We start from the raw sequence: 15,508 nt of genomic DNA on the forward strand, positions 1-15,508 counted from the left end.
GGTGATCTGTTCAGCGTGGGCAGTGTGCCCTTCGGAGACCGGCTGCGGGCCGAGTTGGGTGCGCTGCGCAGTGCCCGGCTGCTCGAGAGCAGTCCGCGTTCCGCCGTCTGGCAGGTTGAGCTGGGCGACGGTACGCCTGCCGTCGTGAAGCACTTGCTGGACGGCGCGGAGGCCGGGGAGCGGTACGGGCGAGAGGTGGCCGCGCTACGGCTTGCCGCCCGGGTGCGGCCGGCCGTTGTGCCGCGGGTGCTCGGGGTGGACGCCGATGTGCGGGTCGTGGTGCTGGAGTACGTGGAGCACCGGCGACCGCGCCAGGGGTGGGAGGTGGAGTACGCGGGCGGGCTCGCCCGGCTGCACGCGGCGGCGGCGGCGAGCGGGAGCGAGAGTGAGGGCGCGGGCGGCCAGGGGTTGCCGGCCTGGGCCGGGCCCGACGCGGGTGACGTCGGCTCGTTTCTCGGCTTCGCAGAGGCGCTCGGGGCCGGAGTGCGGGACGGCGTCGAGGACGAGCTTCTCCAACTGCTGCCAAGACTCGGCAAGTTGGACGGACCGCGAGCGCTGCTGCACGGGGATCCGTGCCCCGGCAACGATCTGCACACCTCCGACGGCATTCGCTTCATCGACTTCGAGCAGGCCTGCCTCGGCAACGGGCTCATGGAACTCGCGTATCTCCGCATCGGCTTCCCGACCTGCTGGTGTGTGACCGCCGCTCCCGGACCGCTGCTGGCCGAGGCCGAGGCGGCGTACCGCACCGCCTGGCGGTCGGCGACCGGCGCGGATGTCGAGGGTGAGCTCGTCGACGCCTGCGCGGGGTGGCTGATCCGGGGCGACGCGCTGGGTCCAGCGCGCGCACCGGGGGAGTGTCGACCACCTGGCCCGGGTTATGGACGAGGACTGGGAGTGGGGGACAGTGAGCGCGCGGGAGCGGTTGCTGCACCGGCTCGGGGTCGTGGCGCGGATGGCCGAAGGGAGCGAATCCCTGGACGGGCTCGGCCGGCTCAGCGCCGATGTGCGGCGGCGCATGCTCGAACGCTGGCCCGCCCTGAAAGCGTCTCCGGAGCGGCGGCCGTAGGGGCAGCCGGGATTGGGCCCCTGGGCCCATGCGAGGGCGCGAGCACCGCTGTTAGCGTGCGGCAACGGCACGATTCACACCGGCGGGACGGGACGCGGATGAGGAAGCGCACGGCAGTGGCGGCAGCGGTCCTCGCTCTGATGGTGGGGCTTACGGCCGCCTGCGGCGGAAAGAGCGGAACGGACGGAACCGATGGCGACAACGCCGCCCCCGCGTCGAAGCCGACGTCCACGCCGGCCCAGCGGACCACTGCCCCCGTGACCCCCTCTCCTGAAGCTCCCGCCACTCCCCAAAAAGACCTTTCCACAACCGACTTGGAGAAGGTGATCCTCGCCAAGGGTGATCTGTCCGGCTTCAACGTCGGGCCAATGGACCCTCCGCCGCTCCAGGGTGAGACGGCCGACAAGGCTGAGTGCATCCCGATCACCGCCGTCATCAACGGCAAGCCGGAACCCGTCGCCCAAGCCTCCGTGTACCGGCAGCTCACCGGTGCCAAGGATGGCCGGCCCGCCGTCTCCGAGTTCCTCACCGCCCATGGGGCGCAGGGCGCGGCGACAGTGCTCAGTCGGCTGCGGACCGCCGTCGAGGCGTGTGAGAGGGGTTTCATGTCGAGCGGCGGCGAAGGGCCGTCGACGTACAAGAGCGTAAAGAAGCTGCCTGTCGCCAAGGTCGGGGACGATGCGTTCGCCTACCAGGTCATGGGCGACTTCGAGGGCGACTCCGTACCGCTGGTCTTTGAGGTCGTACGCTCCGGCGGCACGTTGGCCACCTTCTACACCGCGAACCTCGAGGGGCCGCAGACCCCGACGATTCCGCCGGCTCTTCTCGCCGCCCAGATCGCCAAGCTCAAATAGCTGCCGAAGCGGCCGAAGCTGCCGAAGCTGCCGCACAGCCACCACGGCAGCCGAAGCGGCGAGGCGGCCGGCTTCAGAGCTCGATCGTCAGCTGTACGCCCGGACGTACGCCCCAGTCCGCCATCGCCCCCGCCTGCGATTCCAGCACATGGCGCGCTCTGAGCCGCGGCTTTCCGAGCCTGCCCGGCTTCATCGTGTGGACGTCCACGACCCTCAACTTCTTGTCCAGATACGCCACATCGATGGCGAAGCGCATCCGGAAGGTGTGGACGCTGTTGCACGGGGTCAGCAGGATCGCGCCCTCGATACCGTTCCGTCCCAGCAGTCCGCGCCGCCGCGTCCCGTACGAGGCCGCGATCTCCACCGGAACCAGAGGATCCAACGACCTCACAGGAACCCCCGGCCCCGGCTCCGCCGCCTCGTCCGCCTCTGCGATTCTCAACGACCCATTGCCATCCCGCCATTGCCGCCTTCGGCCCATGGGCGTAGACCGTAGCGCCCGGCGTACGGCGATGCGCCCCGGATCACCAGGAGTGGGTCCCAGGGCCCATGACCGGACGGGCCGAGCCCCTTACGCTCACTGCCGTGTACGCCACGCTGATCACCGTCGCCGCCCTCTGGGGCGCCGCCTCAGGGCTGCTTGTCCCGCGCGCCGCGTACCGGCTCTCCGTAGAGCCGGATGAGGCGTGGCGCGACACCTGTCCCGCAGGGCACTCCTTCACCGGGCCCGCGCAGGGCTGGCTCGGTGGTGCGCGGTGCGCGCCCTGCGCCGCCGCGGCAGTCACGGAACCACGCCACCTGCTCGTCCCTCTTGTCACCGCACTCTCCTGCGCCGCCCTCGCCGCCGCCACCGGCCCCCGCCCCGAGCTGGCCGCCTGGCTGCTGCTCGTACCCTTCGCGGTACTTCTCGCTCTTGTCGACCGGAACGTCCACCGTCTGCCCGACGGGCTGACCCTCCCGCTCGCCGCCGCGGCCGCCGTGCTCCTCGGGTTCGCCGCGCTGTTCCCCGGCGCCGCCGGCTCCTGGCCCACCGCCCTGTTCGGCGGACTCGTCCTCGGCGCCGCCTACTTCGTGCTCTTCCTGATCCACCCGAACGGCATGGGCTTCGGTGACGTCAAACTCGCCCTCTCGCTCGGTGTCGCCCTCGGCTGGTACGGCTGGACGGTCCTCTTCACCGGAGCCTTCGCCGGCTTTCTGCTGGGCTCGCTGTACGGGGTCGGGCTGATGGTCCTCCGTCGCGCGGACCGCAAGACCGCGATCCCGTTCGGGCCCTTCATGATCGTGGGCGCGCTCGCCGGGCTGCTGCTCGGCGGCCTCGCGGCGGGTTAGACAGCCGGGCGCAGGCCCAGGGCGTACATTCCTTGAGGACACGATGCGTCCGGCCCGCAAGAATCGTTCTCATGGATTCCATCGACGCGAAGCCGGTCAACCTCACCGAAGCCCTCGCCACCTTCGACGACGTCTACAGTCCCCGCATCGTGGCCCGGATGAACGACTACGACGTGCGGATCGCCCACACCGCCGGAGAGCACATCTGGCACGTCCATGAGGACACCGACGAGTTCTTCCTCGTCCTCGACGGCCGTTTCGACATCGCGCTGCGCGCCGCCGACGGGACCGAGTCCACCGTCGAACTCCACAAGGGCGACACCTTTGTTGTACCGAAGGGCGTCGAGCACAAGCCCTCGTCGCCCGGCGGCTCGATCCTCATGTTCGAGCCTTCCGGTACGAAGTCGACGGGCGACCGGCACGACGGCGAGATCCCGGACCACGTCGACAGCACCACCGGGCACACGTTGTCATGACAGCGTGTACATGAGGGGCCCACGACGACGCGCATTCTCATCGAGGCCGTCAAGCCGTCCAGCGTCGGATGCCCCGTCTAGCATCCGGGTGTATGCGGACATTCTCTGACAATGCGGCAACTCGGCGCGGCGTGCTGTGGTCCCTCATCCCCACTCCCTCCCCGGAAACCCGATCGCGCCCCACTGCCCGCTTCCCCGCCGCCCTCCTCCCCTGGAGCTGGGCGGCGGCGCTCTTTCTGCTCTACGCCACCGTCGCCGTACGCCGTCATACGCTGCTCCGCACGACCGGCTACGACCTCGGCATCTTCGAGCAGGCCGTACGCGCGTACTCCCAACTGCGGCCGCCGATCGTCCCCTTGCGCGGCGAGCACTTCAATCTGCTCGGCGACCATTTCCATCCCGCGCTCGCTGTCCTCGCCCCTCTCTACCGGCTCTGGCCGTCGCCCCTCTGTCTGCTCCTGGCCCAGTCGGCGCTGCTCGCCCTCGCCGTCGTACCCCTGGCCCGCTGGGCTCTGCGGGAGCTCGGGCGTCGCACGGCACATGTCGTCGCCGTCGGCTACGGGCTGAGCTGGGGCATCGCCTCGGCCGCCGCCTTCGACTTCCACGAGGTCGTCCTCGCCGTACCGTTGCTCGCCTTCGCCCTGGAGGCACTGGGCCGCCGCCGCTGGGGTCCCGCCGTCGCCTGGGCGGCTCCGCTCGTCCTGATCAAGGAAGACCTGGGCCTCACGCTCGCCGCTCTCGGCTGTTACGTCGCCTGGAAGGGCCCGCGCCGTCTCGGCATCGCCACCGCCGTGGCCGGTCTGCTCGCCTCGGCCGTCGAGATCAAGCTGCTGCTGCCCGCCTTCAATCCGGGGGGTGAATACGCGCACGGTGCCAATCTCACCGAGGGCGCGCACAGCTCGCTGCTCTCCACCATCGCCTTCGCCCCGCTCGACGCACTGCGCCCGGACATCAAGGCCATGACAGTGATCCTGGTCTTCGCCCCGTCCGCGCTGCTCGCGCTGCGCTCAGCACTCGCGATCCTCGCCGTGCCCACACTGACCTGGCGAATGCTGTCGCAGATCGGCTTCCACTGGGGCACGTCCTTCCACTACAGCGCCGTCCTGATGCCCATCGTCTTCGCCGGCCTCATCGACGCACTGCGGCAGTGGCGCGGCGCGCACCATCCGCTCTCCGCCCGCCATGTCCGCGCCTCGCTCGTCACCGTGCTCGCCGTGACGGTCGTCATGCTGCCGTCGTTCCCGCTCGCCCAACTGGCCCAGCGGGCCACATGGCACTCGACGCCCCATGTCGAGGCGGCGCGCTCGCTGCTCGCAAAGATCCCGGACGGGGCGAGCGTCGCAGCCTCCAACCGTCTGGTTCCGCAGCTCACTTCACGCTGCGAGGTCGTTCTCTTCCCGACGTTCCCGGTCGACGCGAAGCTGTACGAGTACGACAAGACGCGGCTGCCGCGTCCCACCGCCGAGTGGATCATCCATGACAGCAGAGCGCCGGAGGCCTGGCCGTACCCTTCGGGCCACTGGCCCTACCCGATCGAGCAGCAGGAGGCCGAACTCGACGCCGCGCAGCGCAAGTACGGCTATGAGCGCGTCGCCCAGCGCGACGGCGTCACCCTGCTACGACTCAGGCGTGCGGCCCGACCGTGACCGTCCCCACCGTCAACTCGGCCTGACCTTGCAGCATTTCACCGAGTTGCTCCACCTGCTGCGCCAGCTCGCGGCGCCGGGCCGCGCCCAGTGCGTCGCCGATCGGCTCCACCGTGACCGCGATCCTCCGCCCGGACCGCCGCTGGTGCCATACCCCGGCCACAATCCCGTCGACGAGCACCACCGGGAAGTTCCCCGCCTGGCTGCCCGCCAGCGCGCGCTCGTACGCGGGGCCGGGGAAGAGCAGCTCGCGCGGTTGCGAGGCGATGGCGTACGCGTCGAAATACGGCAGCAGTCGTACACCCCGCGGCGGCTCTTCGGGAAACTCGGTGTCGCCCGCCGCGACCCACGCCCGGCCGCCCTCGAACGCCACCGCCTCGATCCGCCCCTCACCCGCCGAGGCGGCGAACTGCTCTGTGGCCCAACCCCTGGGCGCGGCGAGCCACTTGGCGAAGTGCGCCGGGGTGGCGGGCCCGTAGGCGTACAGATAGCGGTGCATGAGTTCCGCCGTCGCGGCCGGGCCGTCCATCGGGGTGACGCCGGGGCTGGTGTAGGTGGCCTTGCGGCCTCGGTTGGGCGCGAAACGGAGCGCACCGCGATGCGCGGCCGTGTGCATCGCCTGCCGCCAGCGCGGCCACTTGCCCTGGAAGGCTTCCATCACCGGGTCGGCGGCCCAGGGCCCGGTGCGCTCGACGACCGCCTCGGTCAGCTCGTCGATCGTCAGCTCCGCGCCGGTGAGAGCGTCACCGACGGCCGCGACGACCTGCTCGGTCTGCTCCGCCGTCATCCGTACAGCGGTGGGCATCGGGCTCGCGCCGGCCGGGATGGCGGACAGCGCGCCGGTCCACAGCGGCAGGTCGGTCGCCGCCAGCAGATGGACGGTGCCGCGTGGCCCGTAGGTCTTCACCAGGCTGCCGTCCGTCCACAGCGCCTCGCGCACGTCGGCACGCGTCGCACCGCCGTCCAGCCGCAGCGCGACGGACAGTTCGGCCGCGGACAACACCTGCGCGTGCGCTCCGAGCATCGCGGCGGCTATCCCGGCGGGGGAGGTCTTGGCCGGGGCGGCCAGTCCCTGCCGTGCGAGCCGGCGGGCGTTGGCCTGGGTCCATGTCACGCGTCGCGTCGTCATACGGATGACTCTAGGGTCCATATAGGACAGTAACTGTCCGCACGAAGCCGGTCCCCCGAGGCAGTCGTCAGCCCCCTGCGGTGACGTACTGGATGGGCCATGCGCGCGACGCCGCCTCTTTGCCGCTCGGCGAGCGTGGACACACCTTCATGGGCGGATTCTCGCCAATTAGCCGAGGGGGCCCGCGGTCTGTCGGGCCGTTGGGCCGGCGCACCGTCAATGTCACGCCTGTGACCGGGGGTCCCTCGTGGGAGGGACGGCCCCAGAGCATTCGCCTTGGCCCGGAACCAGCCATTTTCCCGGCCCGCGGGACGGCTTCCCAGCCGTACGCCGCATTCGGAGCGTAGTTACGGCATGGCGTGGCACTCCACACCGCTACGAAGGGTTATGGTGGAAACCCCCCCTCGGGCCGGTCCGTATCCCCCCCACGGACCGGCCCGTTTTTTTCCCCGGTAGTTTCGCCGGTTGTTTCTCCGGGGGCGGCTCAGCTCCGCCCGGCCCAGATGTTGGTGCCCTCGGTGTCCACGGCGAAGGTGTCGATCTCCTTCAACTCGTCGGCGCTCAGGGCCGGTCCGGCCAGCGCCGCGACGTTCTCCTCCAGCTGCTTCACGCTGGAGGCGCCGATCAGCGCGGAAGTCATCCGCTCGTCCCGCAGCACCCAGGCGATCGCCAGCTGCGCCAGGGACTGACCGCGCCTGACAGCGATGTCGTTCAGCCCCTTCAGCCGCCGCACGACCTCGTCGGAGAGCAGATTCGGGTCCAGGGACTTGCCCTGCGTGGCCCGCGAGCCCTCCGGGATGCCCTTGAGGTATTTGTCGGTGAGCAGTCCCTGGGCGAGCGGAACGAAGGAGATGCAGCCCATGCCGGCGCTCTCCAGGGTGTCGAGCAGTCCGTCGTCCTCGATCCAACGGTTGATCATCGAGTAGGAGGGCTGGTGGATGAGGGCCGGTACGCCCATCTCCTTCAGCAGCTGGGCCGCCTCCGCGGTCTGCTCCGCGTTGTACGACGACACGCCCACGTACAGGGCCTTGCCCTGCTGCACCGCGGAGGCCAGCGCGCCCATCGTCTCCTCGAGCGGGGTGTGCGGGTCGAAGCGGTGGGAGTAGAAGATGTCGACGTAATCCAGCCCCATCCGGTTCAGGGACGCGTCGAGCGAGGACAGCAGGTACTTCCGTGAACCCCACTCGCCGTAGGGCCCCGGGTGCATCAGATAGCCCGCCTTGGTCGAAATAACCATTTCATCACGGTATGGTGCGAAATCCTGTGCAAAGATCTTGCCGAAGTTGAGCTCGGCCGACCCGGGCGGCGGCCCGTAGTTGTTCGCCAGGTCGAAGTGCGTCACACCCAGGTCGAAGGCGCGCTGCAGGATCGCGCGCTGTGAGTCGAGGGCGCGGTCGTCGCCGAAGTTGTGCCAGAGGCCGAGGGAGAGTGCGGGAAGCTTCAGCCCGGAACGGCCGGTACGGCGGTACTCCATCGACTCGTAGCGGTCGGCGGCAGCTCGGTAGGAAGAGGTATCAGTCACGCAACCCTCCCTATCACGGACTTGTGACAGACCGGGTTGGGCCGCTGTGGCCCGTCCGCAGTAGTGTGGCGGCCTCGGGGACTGCCGCATGGAGGGGTTGGAAAAGTGAACCTGCGCGACCTGGTGTACGGGCTCTACGCACGCCGGGTGGAAGGCCGCCTCGACCACGCCCAGGTGCCCAAACACATCGGTGTCATCCTCGACGGCAACCGACGCTGGGCCAAGGCTTCGGGCGGCACGGCCGAGCAGGGCCACAAGGCAGGCGCCAGCAAGATCCAGGAGCTGCTGGGCTGGTGTGCCGAGACCGATGTCGAGGTCGTCACCCTCTGGCTGCTGTCCACGGACAACCTGGACCGCCCCGAGAACGAGCTCATCCCGCTCCTCGGCATCATCGAGAACGCGGTCCGCGACCTCGCGGCGGACGGCCGCTGGCGTGTGCACCACGTCGGCACGCTGGACCTGCTGCCCGCCCGCACCCAGTCCGTACTGAAGGAAGCGGAGCAGGCCACGGTCGGCATCGACGGAATACTCGTGAACGTCGCCGTGGGCTACGGCGGCCGACAGGAGATCGCCGACGCCGTCCGCTCCCTTCTTCTGGAGCACGCCGACAAGGGCACGAGCTTCGAGGAGCTCGCCGAGATCGTCGATGTCGAGCACATCTCCGAGCACCTCTACACGCGCGGCCAGCCCGATCCCGACTTGGTCATCCGTACCAGCGGCGAGCAGCGGCTGTCCGGATTCATGCTCTGGCAGAGTGCCCATTCGGAGTACTACTTCTGTGAAGTCTTCTGGCCGGCCTTCCGCAAGGTCGACTTCCTGCGTGCGCTGCGCGACTATGCCGCGCGCCACCGCCGCTACGGCAGCTGAGGCCCCCAGGGGCTCCCTGTAGCACTGATCACCCTCTGTTCATCCACGCGTCGTCATATGCCATGGCATGGCGGCGCATGTTCGAGGGAATACCCCTTCCAGGTCGACGTCCGATCCACGAACGTCGTATCTCAGTGAGCGGCCGAAACCGCTCGCCCGGGAGGTCCTTTGCACACGAAGGACCGCACTCCTTGTGCGGACACCGCGGAGGGCCGGAGCTCGGCCCGTGCATCGTGGCCAGAGCCCGGCCCGTCCCCTGCCTTCGGCGGGGAGACCCCATGGCCCGCGACGCCGTCGCACTGCCGACCTCATCCGAGGGGGTACGTCCTTCCGTGGTGAACAGCACAAAGCGCCGCATGCCCGACAGGCGCACCTACGTTCTCGACACCAGCGTCCTGCTGGCCGATCCGAACGCCCTGACCCGCTTCGAGGAGCACGAAGTCGTGCTCCCGATCGTGGTGATCACGGAGCTGGAAGCAAAGAGGCACCATCCGGAGCTCGGCTACTTCGCCCGGCAGGCGCTGCGCCTTCTGGATGATTTCCGAATCCGGTACGGCCGCCTCGACGCTCCCATCCCGATGGGCGACCTCGGCGGCACGCTCCGCGTCGAGCTCAATCACTCCGATCCCGGCGTCCTTCCGGCCGGCTTCCGATTGGGGGACAACGACTCACGGATTCTGGCAGTAGCGCGCAATCTGCAGGCCGAGGGGTACGACGTCACGGTCGTGTCCAAGGACCTGCCTCTCCGTATCAAGGCCTCGTCCGTCGGTTTGCTGGCGGAGGAGTACCGGGCAGAGCTGGCCATCACCGACTCCGGCTGGACCGGAATGGCCGAACTGCCCCTTTCCGCCGAACAGGTGGATCTGCTGTACGGAGAGGAGACGCTGTACGTCCCCGAAGCGGCGGAACTGCCCGTCCACACCGGTCTCGTTCTGCAGTCCGAGCGCGGTAAGGCGCTGGGCCGGATCTCGGCCGAGGGCAATGTGAGGCTGGTACGGGGCGACCGGGAGGCCTTCGGCATCCACGGCCGCAGCGCGGAGCAGCGCATCGCCCTGGATCTGCTCCTCGACCAGGACGTCGGCATCGTCTCGCTGGGCGGCCGGGCCGGCACCGGCAAGTCGGCGCTCGCGCTCTGCGCGGGCCTCGAGGCGGTCCTGGAGCGCCGGCAGCACCAGAAGGTGATGGTCTTCCGGCCGCTGTACGCGGTCGGCGGGCAGGAGCTCGGCTATCTGCCGGGCACCGAGGCCGAGAAGATGAGTCCCTGGGCCCAGGCGGTCTTCGACACGCTCTCGGCCGTGGCGGGCCGTGAAGTGATCGAGGAGGTGCTCGGACGCGGCATGCTCGAGGTCCTGCCGCTCACTCATATCCGAGGCCGTTCGCTGCATGACGCGTTCGTCATCGTCGACGAGGCCCAGTCCCTGGAACGGAATGTCCTGTTGACCGTTCTGTCCCGTATCGGGGCTAATTCGCGGGTCGTCCTGACTCATGACGTGGCACAACGGGACAATCTGCGCGTCGGCCGGTATGACGGAGTCGTCGCCGTGGTCGAGAAGCTGAAGGGGCATCCGCTCTTCGCGCACGTCACCCTCACTCGCTCCGAGCGCTCGCAGATCGCCGCACTCGTGACCGAAATGCTGGAGGAAGGTCAGATCTAATACGGAATGAGGCAGTTGGCGCCGCCCGGCGGAGCGCAAGAGCCTAACCGGGCGGCGCCGTGCTGTCCGCCTGTTTCCGTAAAACACCTGGCGCAAACGGGGTGTGAGCTTTCACACGCAACGAAGAATTGCCTTGCGGCGTCTGCTTCCGGCAGAGTCTTGCTTCCGTCAGGCCCCGCATACGGCACACCCGCACCTCCACAGGTGCACAGCACCACACAACTCAACACTTGCCGTCGTATGCCGCCCGCGAGCATCATGCGGCACTCCCGTCAAAGGAGTTGCCCACCGGGCCCGCGCCTCCCGTGACCCAGTAGTGGGGAGGCCAGCGTCAGGGGCACGATTGCGCCCGCGAGGTCACCCATGCGGGAGTTGCTGGAAGGAAACCGTGTGAGCCGGATCTCGGTCCGGGGGTTCGCAGTGGCGTCAGCTACTGCGGTCACCACCGTTGGCGCCGTCGTGGGCGTTGCGTCGGGCAGCACCCAGCCCTCGAACGACAACCTCGAGGCGACCGCAGCCGACACGACGCTCCTCGCAGACATCCCCATGGGCCAGCAGGCCCAGGTACAGGTCTCGTCCCTGACACAGCAGGCCGACGCACAGGCCGCTGCGGCAGACGCTGCCGCGAAGAAGTCCGCCGAGGAAGCGGCCCGTATCTCGGCCGCCAAGGTCGCCAAGGCGAAGAAGGAAGCCGCCGAGGAGAAGGCCGAGCAGGAGCGCGAGGCCAAGGCGGCGCGCGCCAGCCGTGATTCGGTGCGCGACGCCTCCACCTTCTCCGCGAAGAGCTCCTACTCCGTCGCCGAGGTCCAGGCAATCGCCCGGCAGATGATCCCTGCCGACCAGTTCCAGTGCTTCAGCAACATCGTGGACCACGAGTCCAGCTGGAACTACCAGGCGCAGAACGCCTCCTCCGGTGCATACGGTCTGGTCCAGGCACTGCCGGGCTCGAAGATGTCCTCGGCCGGCGCCGACTGGCAGACCAACCCGGCGACCCAGATCAAGTGGGGCCTGAACTACATGAACAGCCGCTACGACAGCCCCTGTGGCGCGTGGTCGTTCTGGCAGGCCAACCACTGGTACTAGGATCTGCCGGCGCTCAACTTTTCGGAGCCCCCCACCGTCCTACGGTGGGGGGCTCCGTGCGTGTACGGTCGGTCGCAAAGGCTTCCGGGGGAGTGGTGGGGGGAAGAGGAAAGATCATGTCGAGACTGCCGGGATGGCTCGCCGGCCTGGGCGCCGGGCTGACCCGGATGGGCGAGCGCCTGGACGAGCACCGCAGCGAGGACGCGGACGACGATGTGCCCGTCGTCGTCCTGCCCGCTCCGGAAAGTGTCCCGCCGCCGCCCGCCTACGCCCCCGCCGTCGCGGCCAGGCCCGATCCGGTCGCCGCGATCCCCTGGGGCATGCGCGTCGCGGCCGAGGCCGGCTGGCGGCTGCTCGTACTGGCAGGCACGCTCTGGGTGTTGATGCGCATCATCAGCGCCGTACAGCTGGTGGTCCTCGCCTTTGTGGCCGCGCTGCTCGTCACAGCGATGCTCCAGCCCACGGTGGCCCGGCTGAAGAAGCTGGGCCTGCCGCGCGGACTTGCCACCGCGGTCACCGCGATCGCGGGCTTCATCATCATGGGCCTGGTCGGCTGGTTCGTGGTCTGGCAGGTCATGGACAACCTCGACAATCTCTCCGACCGGGTCAGGGACGGAATCGAGGAACTCAAGCGCTGGCTGCTCGACAGCCCGTTCCATGTCACCGAGCAGCAGATCAACGACATAGCGAAGAACCTCAGCGACACCATCGGGACCAACACCGAGGAGATCACTTCGGCCGGTCTGCAGGGCGTGACGGTGATGGTCGAGATACTGACCGGCATCCTGCTGGCGATGTTCTCCACGCTCTTCCTGCTGTACGACGGGAAGCGCATCTGGCACTGGGTGCTCAAGCTGGTCCCGGCGCAGGCCCGCGAGGGAGTCGCCGGAGCGGGGCCACGCGCCTGGCGGACGCTGACCGCGTATGTGCGCGGCACGGTGATAGTGGCGCTGATCGACGCGATCTTCATCGGCCTCGGCATCTACTTCCTCGATGTCCCGATGGCCGTACCGCTGGCCGTGTTCATCTTCCTGTTCGCCTTCATCCCGCTCGTCGGCGCGGTCGTCTCCGGCGCACTCGCGGTGGTCGTCGCGCTGGTCACCCAGGGCGTGTTCACCGCGCTGATGGTGCTGATCGTCGTCCTCGCGGTGCAGCAGCTCGAGGGCCATGTGCTGCAGCCCTTCATCCTGGGCCGGGCGGTCCGTGTGCACCCGCTCGCCGTCGTGCTCGCGGTCGCGGCCGGCGGACTGACCGCCGGGATCGGCGGCGCGGTGGTGGCGGTGCCACTGGTGGCGGTGACCAATACCGTGGTCGGCTATCTGCGCGCCTACGGCAAGGAGCAGACTCTGCGGGCCTCACCGCCGCCGCACGGCGCTACGGCGGTCGGGGCCGAGCCGACGCCGGCCCCGGCACCGGCGCCCCCCACGCCGACCCCTTCGCCGGCGCCCGCCGTGGCCGGGGAGGTACCGGAGTGACGTCCGGGCCGGAACGAACCGGTGGAGGGCACGAGTCCCCGGTCCTCATGCGGACGCTCATGACCAAGCTCAAGAGCTGATGGCAGCGGCAGACAAAAGGGTCCCCGCCGACCGGAGTCGGCGGGGACCCTTCGTACGCGTACCTCCGCGGACTACTCGGCCGACGCGGCTTCCGCGGTCAGCGCGGCTTCCGCGTCCAGCGTCGTGCCCACGGCCTGGATCACCGCGGCGATCTTGACGGCCTCCTGGATCGTCTCGCGGTCCACGCCGGCCTTGCGGAGCACCTGCTCGTGGGAGTCGAGACACTGGCCGCAGCCGTTGATGGCGGAGACGGCGAGCGACCACAGCTCGAAGTCGACCTTCTCCACGCCCGGGTTGCCGATGACGTTCATCCGCAGACCGGCGCGCAGCGTCCCGTACTCCGGGTCCGACAGCAGGTGCCGGGTCCGGTAGAAGACGTTGTTCATCGCCATGACCGCGGCTGCGGACTTGGCGGCGGTGTACGCCTCGGGGGAGAGGTTGGTCCTGGCCTCGGGCTCGAGCTCGCGCAGCACCTTCGGCGAGCGCGAGGCGATCGCGCAGGCCAGTACGGTGCCCCAGAGCTGCTGTTGCGGCAGCTCGCTGTTGCCGATCACCGAACCGAGGTTCAGCTTCAGGTCCTTGGCGTAGTCCGGTACCGAAGCCTTGAGTTCATCGAGAGACACTCGGATCACTCGCCCGACAGCAGCGCGACCGGGTCGAGGGTGTTCTCGCCCTTGGTCCAGTTGCACGGGCACAGCTCATCGGTCTGCAGGGCGTCGAGCACCCGCAGGACCTCCTTGGGGTTACGGCCGACCGAGCCGGCGGTCACCATGGTGAACTGGATCTCGTTGTTCGGGTCGACGATGAAGACGGCGCGCTGCGCGTAGCCGTCCTCGCCCTCTATGCCGAGGTCGCGCATCAGCTCGTGCTTGGAGTCGGCCAGCATCGGGAAGGGCAGGTCACGCAGGTCCGCGTGATCCTTGCGCCAGGCGTGGTGGACGAACTCGGAGTCGCCGGAGAACCCGAGGATCTGGGCGTCACGGTCGGCGAACTCGTCGTTCAGCTTGCCGAACGCGGCGATCTCGGTCGGACAGACGAAGGTGAAGTCCTTGGGCCACGCGAAAACGACCTTCCACTTGCCCTCGTAGGACTTGTGGTTGATCTCCTCGAACTCCTTGCCGGTCTCCAGCGAGACACAGGCAGTCAGTTCGAACGTGGGGAACTGGTCACCAACAGTGAGCACACGCTCTCCTTGCAGAATGGAATTCCCCTGTGGGGTCTTCCGGGGGGTTGGACGGATCTTGATAGTGGCACAGAGTGCATTGATCACGGAAATAGCTAGACTGGGTCATCGCGATCGGAGGTGCCTATCAGTGGCCATGGGTAATGTCGGCAATGCAGTAAATAAGGCGAATCTCAGAGGTAAGCAGCCCAGCCTGGCGCAGCTGCGCGCGTTCGCGGCCGTGGCCGAGCATCTGCACTTCCGGGACGCCGCGGCAGCAATCGGGATGAGCCAGCCCGCTCTGTCCGGTGCCGTATCGGCGCTGGAGGAGGCACTCGGTGTCCAGCTTCTGGAGCGTACGACCCGCAAGGTGCTGCTCTCGTCGGCCGGAGAGCGGCTCGCGGTGCGGACCAAGGCCGTGCTGGACGCGGTCGGTGACCTGCTGGAGGAGGCCGATGCGGTACGCGCTCCCTTCACCGGGGTGCTCCGGCTCGGCGTGATTCCGACCGTGGCCCCGTATCTGCTGCCGACCGTGCTGCGCCTGGTGCACGAGAAGTACCCGGATCTCGACCTCCAGGTCCACGAGGAACAGACCTCCTCGCTGCGGGAGGGACTCGCGGCAGGACGGCTCGATCTGCTGCTGCTCGCTGTGCCGCTCGGGGTCCCGGGTGTGACCGAGCTGCCGCTGTTCGACGAGGACTTTGTGCTGGTCACGCCCGAGGACCACTGGCTGGGCGGTCGCCAGGACATCCCCCGCGAGGCGCTGCGTGAACTGCATCTGCTGCTGCTCGACGAGGGCCACTGCCTGCGCGACCAGGCACTCGACATCTGCCGGGAGGCCGGCCGTACCGACGGCGCTCCGGTGTCGACGACGGCCGCCGGCCTGTCCACGCTGGTGCAGCTGGTCGCCGGCGGGCTCGGAGTGACGCTGCTGCCGCGCACGGCGGTCGAGGTGGAGACGGGCCGGGCCGGCCGGCTGCAGACGGCGTATTTCGCCGAGCCCGCCCCCGCACGCCGTATCGCCCTGGCGATGCGCGCGGGCGCGGCACGCCAGGGCGAATTCGAGGAGTTCGCACAGGCACTGCGGGACGCGATGCGCGCGCTGCCGGTGCGGGTGCTCGGCTGACCGCTCCGTACTCCCCGGACTGCGTGACTCCCCG

Annotated in this window: 14 protein-coding genes and 1 pseudogene; 10 read left to right on the forward strand and 5 right to left on the reverse strand. The window is 68.9% G+C overall.

The genetic code is table 11. The features are described from left to right. Window positions 1-6 precede the first annotated feature (6 nt). Window positions 7-1,069 (forward strand): annotated as a pseudogene (locus tag OG966_RS40910) (phosphotransferase family protein). A gap of 98 nt (window positions 1,070-1,167) precedes the next feature. Further along, on the forward strand, window positions 1,168-1,923 hold the full coding sequence (locus tag OG966_RS40915) for a hypothetical protein (RefSeq protein ID WP_406731100.1): 756 nt from the start codon (window positions 1,168-1,170) through the stop codon (window positions 1,921-1,923). A gap of 73 nt (window positions 1,924-1,996) precedes the next feature. Here the strand turns inward: OG966_RS40915 and OG966_RS26080 are convergent, their stop codons facing one another. Continuing rightward, the gene (locus OG966_RS26080; protein ID WP_326652291.1) at window positions 1,997-2,404 is read right to left on the reverse strand and encodes a DUF192 domain-containing protein; all 408 of its coding nucleotides are present in this window, start codon (window positions 2,402-2,404) and stop codon (window positions 1,997-1,999) included. A 104-nt stretch (window positions 2,405-2,508) separates the two neighbouring features. Here OG966_RS26080 and OG966_RS26085 point away from each other — a divergent pair, with 104 nt between their 5' ends. The 3 genes from OG966_RS26085 (at window position 2,509) to OG966_RS26095 (ending at window position 5,374) form a co-directional block, all read left to right on the forward strand. Continuing rightward, complete coding sequence (locus tag OG966_RS26085; RefSeq protein ID WP_326652292.1) at window positions 2,509-3,252, forward strand: A24 family peptidase; 744 nt, start codon at window positions 2,509-2,511, stop codon at window positions 3,250-3,252. Between the two features lie 71 nt (window positions 3,253-3,323). After that, the gene (locus OG966_RS26090) at window positions 3,324-3,728 is read left to right on the forward strand and encodes a cupin domain-containing protein (RefSeq protein WP_406731099.1); all 405 of its coding nucleotides are present in this window, start codon (window positions 3,324-3,326) and stop codon (window positions 3,726-3,728) included. 92 nt (window positions 3,729-3,820) lie between these two features. Next, the gene (locus OG966_RS26095) at window positions 3,821-5,374 is read left to right on the forward strand and encodes a DUF2079 domain-containing protein (RefSeq protein ID WP_326652293.1); all 1,554 of its coding nucleotides are present in this window, start codon (window positions 3,821-3,823) and stop codon (window positions 5,372-5,374) included. On the opposite strand, the gene OG966_RS26100 is transcribed toward OG966_RS26095, so the two are convergent. Continuing rightward, a complete protein-coding gene (locus tag OG966_RS26100; protein ID WP_326652294.1) occupies window positions 5,352-6,503 on the reverse strand; it encodes a winged helix DNA-binding domain-containing protein in 1,152 nt (383 codons plus the stop codon). The genes OG966_RS26095 and OG966_RS26100 overlap by 23 nt on opposite strands. Before the next feature lie 484 nt (window positions 6,504-6,987). Next, window positions 6,988-8,025, reverse strand: a complete 1,038-nt coding sequence (mgrA, locus tag OG966_RS26105; protein ID WP_326652295.1) for an L-glyceraldehyde 3-phosphate reductase — start codon at window positions 8,023-8,025, stop codon at window positions 6,988-6,990. 105 nt (window positions 8,026-8,130) lie between these two features. On the opposite strand from mgrA, the gene OG966_RS26110 reads away from it, so the two are divergent. The 4 genes from OG966_RS26110 to OG966_RS26125 all read left to right on the forward strand — a co-directional run bounded on the left by OG966_RS26110 (window position 8,131) and on the right by OG966_RS26125 (window position 13,105). Further along, the gene (locus OG966_RS26110; RefSeq protein ID WP_326652296.1) at window positions 8,131-8,892 is read left to right on the forward strand and encodes an isoprenyl transferase; all 762 of its coding nucleotides are present in this window, start codon (window positions 8,131-8,133) and stop codon (window positions 8,890-8,892) included. 332 nt (window positions 8,893-9,224) lie between these two features. Next, window positions 9,225-10,547: a PhoH family protein gene (locus OG966_RS26115; protein WP_326655375.1), complete on the forward strand. Its 1,323-nt coding sequence runs from the start codon at window positions 9,225-9,227 to the stop codon at window positions 10,545-10,547. Window positions 10,548-10,937: 390 nt separating this feature from the next. After that, window positions 10,938-11,630, forward strand: coding sequence for a transglycosylase SLT domain-containing protein (locus OG966_RS26120; RefSeq protein ID WP_326652297.1), 693 nt, complete (start codon window positions 10,938-10,940; stop codon window positions 11,628-11,630). Window positions 11,631-11,746: 116 nt separating this feature from the next. Further along, entirely contained in the window at window positions 11,747-13,105 is a 1,359-nt protein-coding gene (locus OG966_RS26125; protein WP_326652298.1) for an AI-2E family transporter, read from the forward strand. A 152-nt stretch (window positions 13,106-13,257) separates the two neighbouring features. Here the strand turns inward: OG966_RS26125 and OG966_RS26130 are convergent, their stop codons facing one another. Then, the gene (locus tag OG966_RS26130) at window positions 13,258-13,809 is read right to left on the reverse strand and encodes an alkyl hydroperoxide reductase (protein WP_326652299.1); all 552 of its coding nucleotides are present in this window, start codon (window positions 13,807-13,809) and stop codon (window positions 13,258-13,260) included. Between the two features lie 5 nt (window positions 13,810-13,814). Next, complete coding sequence (locus tag OG966_RS26135) at window positions 13,815-14,369, reverse strand: peroxiredoxin (RefSeq protein ID WP_326652300.1); 555 nt, start codon at window positions 14,367-14,369, stop codon at window positions 13,815-13,817. A 136-nt stretch (window positions 14,370-14,505) separates the two neighbouring features. Between OG966_RS26135 and OG966_RS26140 the strand changes: the two genes are divergently transcribed. Beyond that, window positions 14,506-15,474 (forward strand): hydrogen peroxide-inducible genes activator, encoded by a 969-nt coding sequence (locus tag OG966_RS26140; protein ID WP_326655376.1) that lies wholly within the window; start codon window positions 14,506-14,508, stop codon window positions 15,472-15,474. The last annotated feature ends 34 nt before the right edge of the window (window positions 15,475-15,508 follow it).

Source organism: Streptomyces sp. NBC_01750 (assembly GCF_035918095.1).
Taxonomy (GTDB): domain Bacteria; phylum Actinomycetota; class Actinomycetes; order Streptomycetales; family Streptomycetaceae; genus Streptomyces.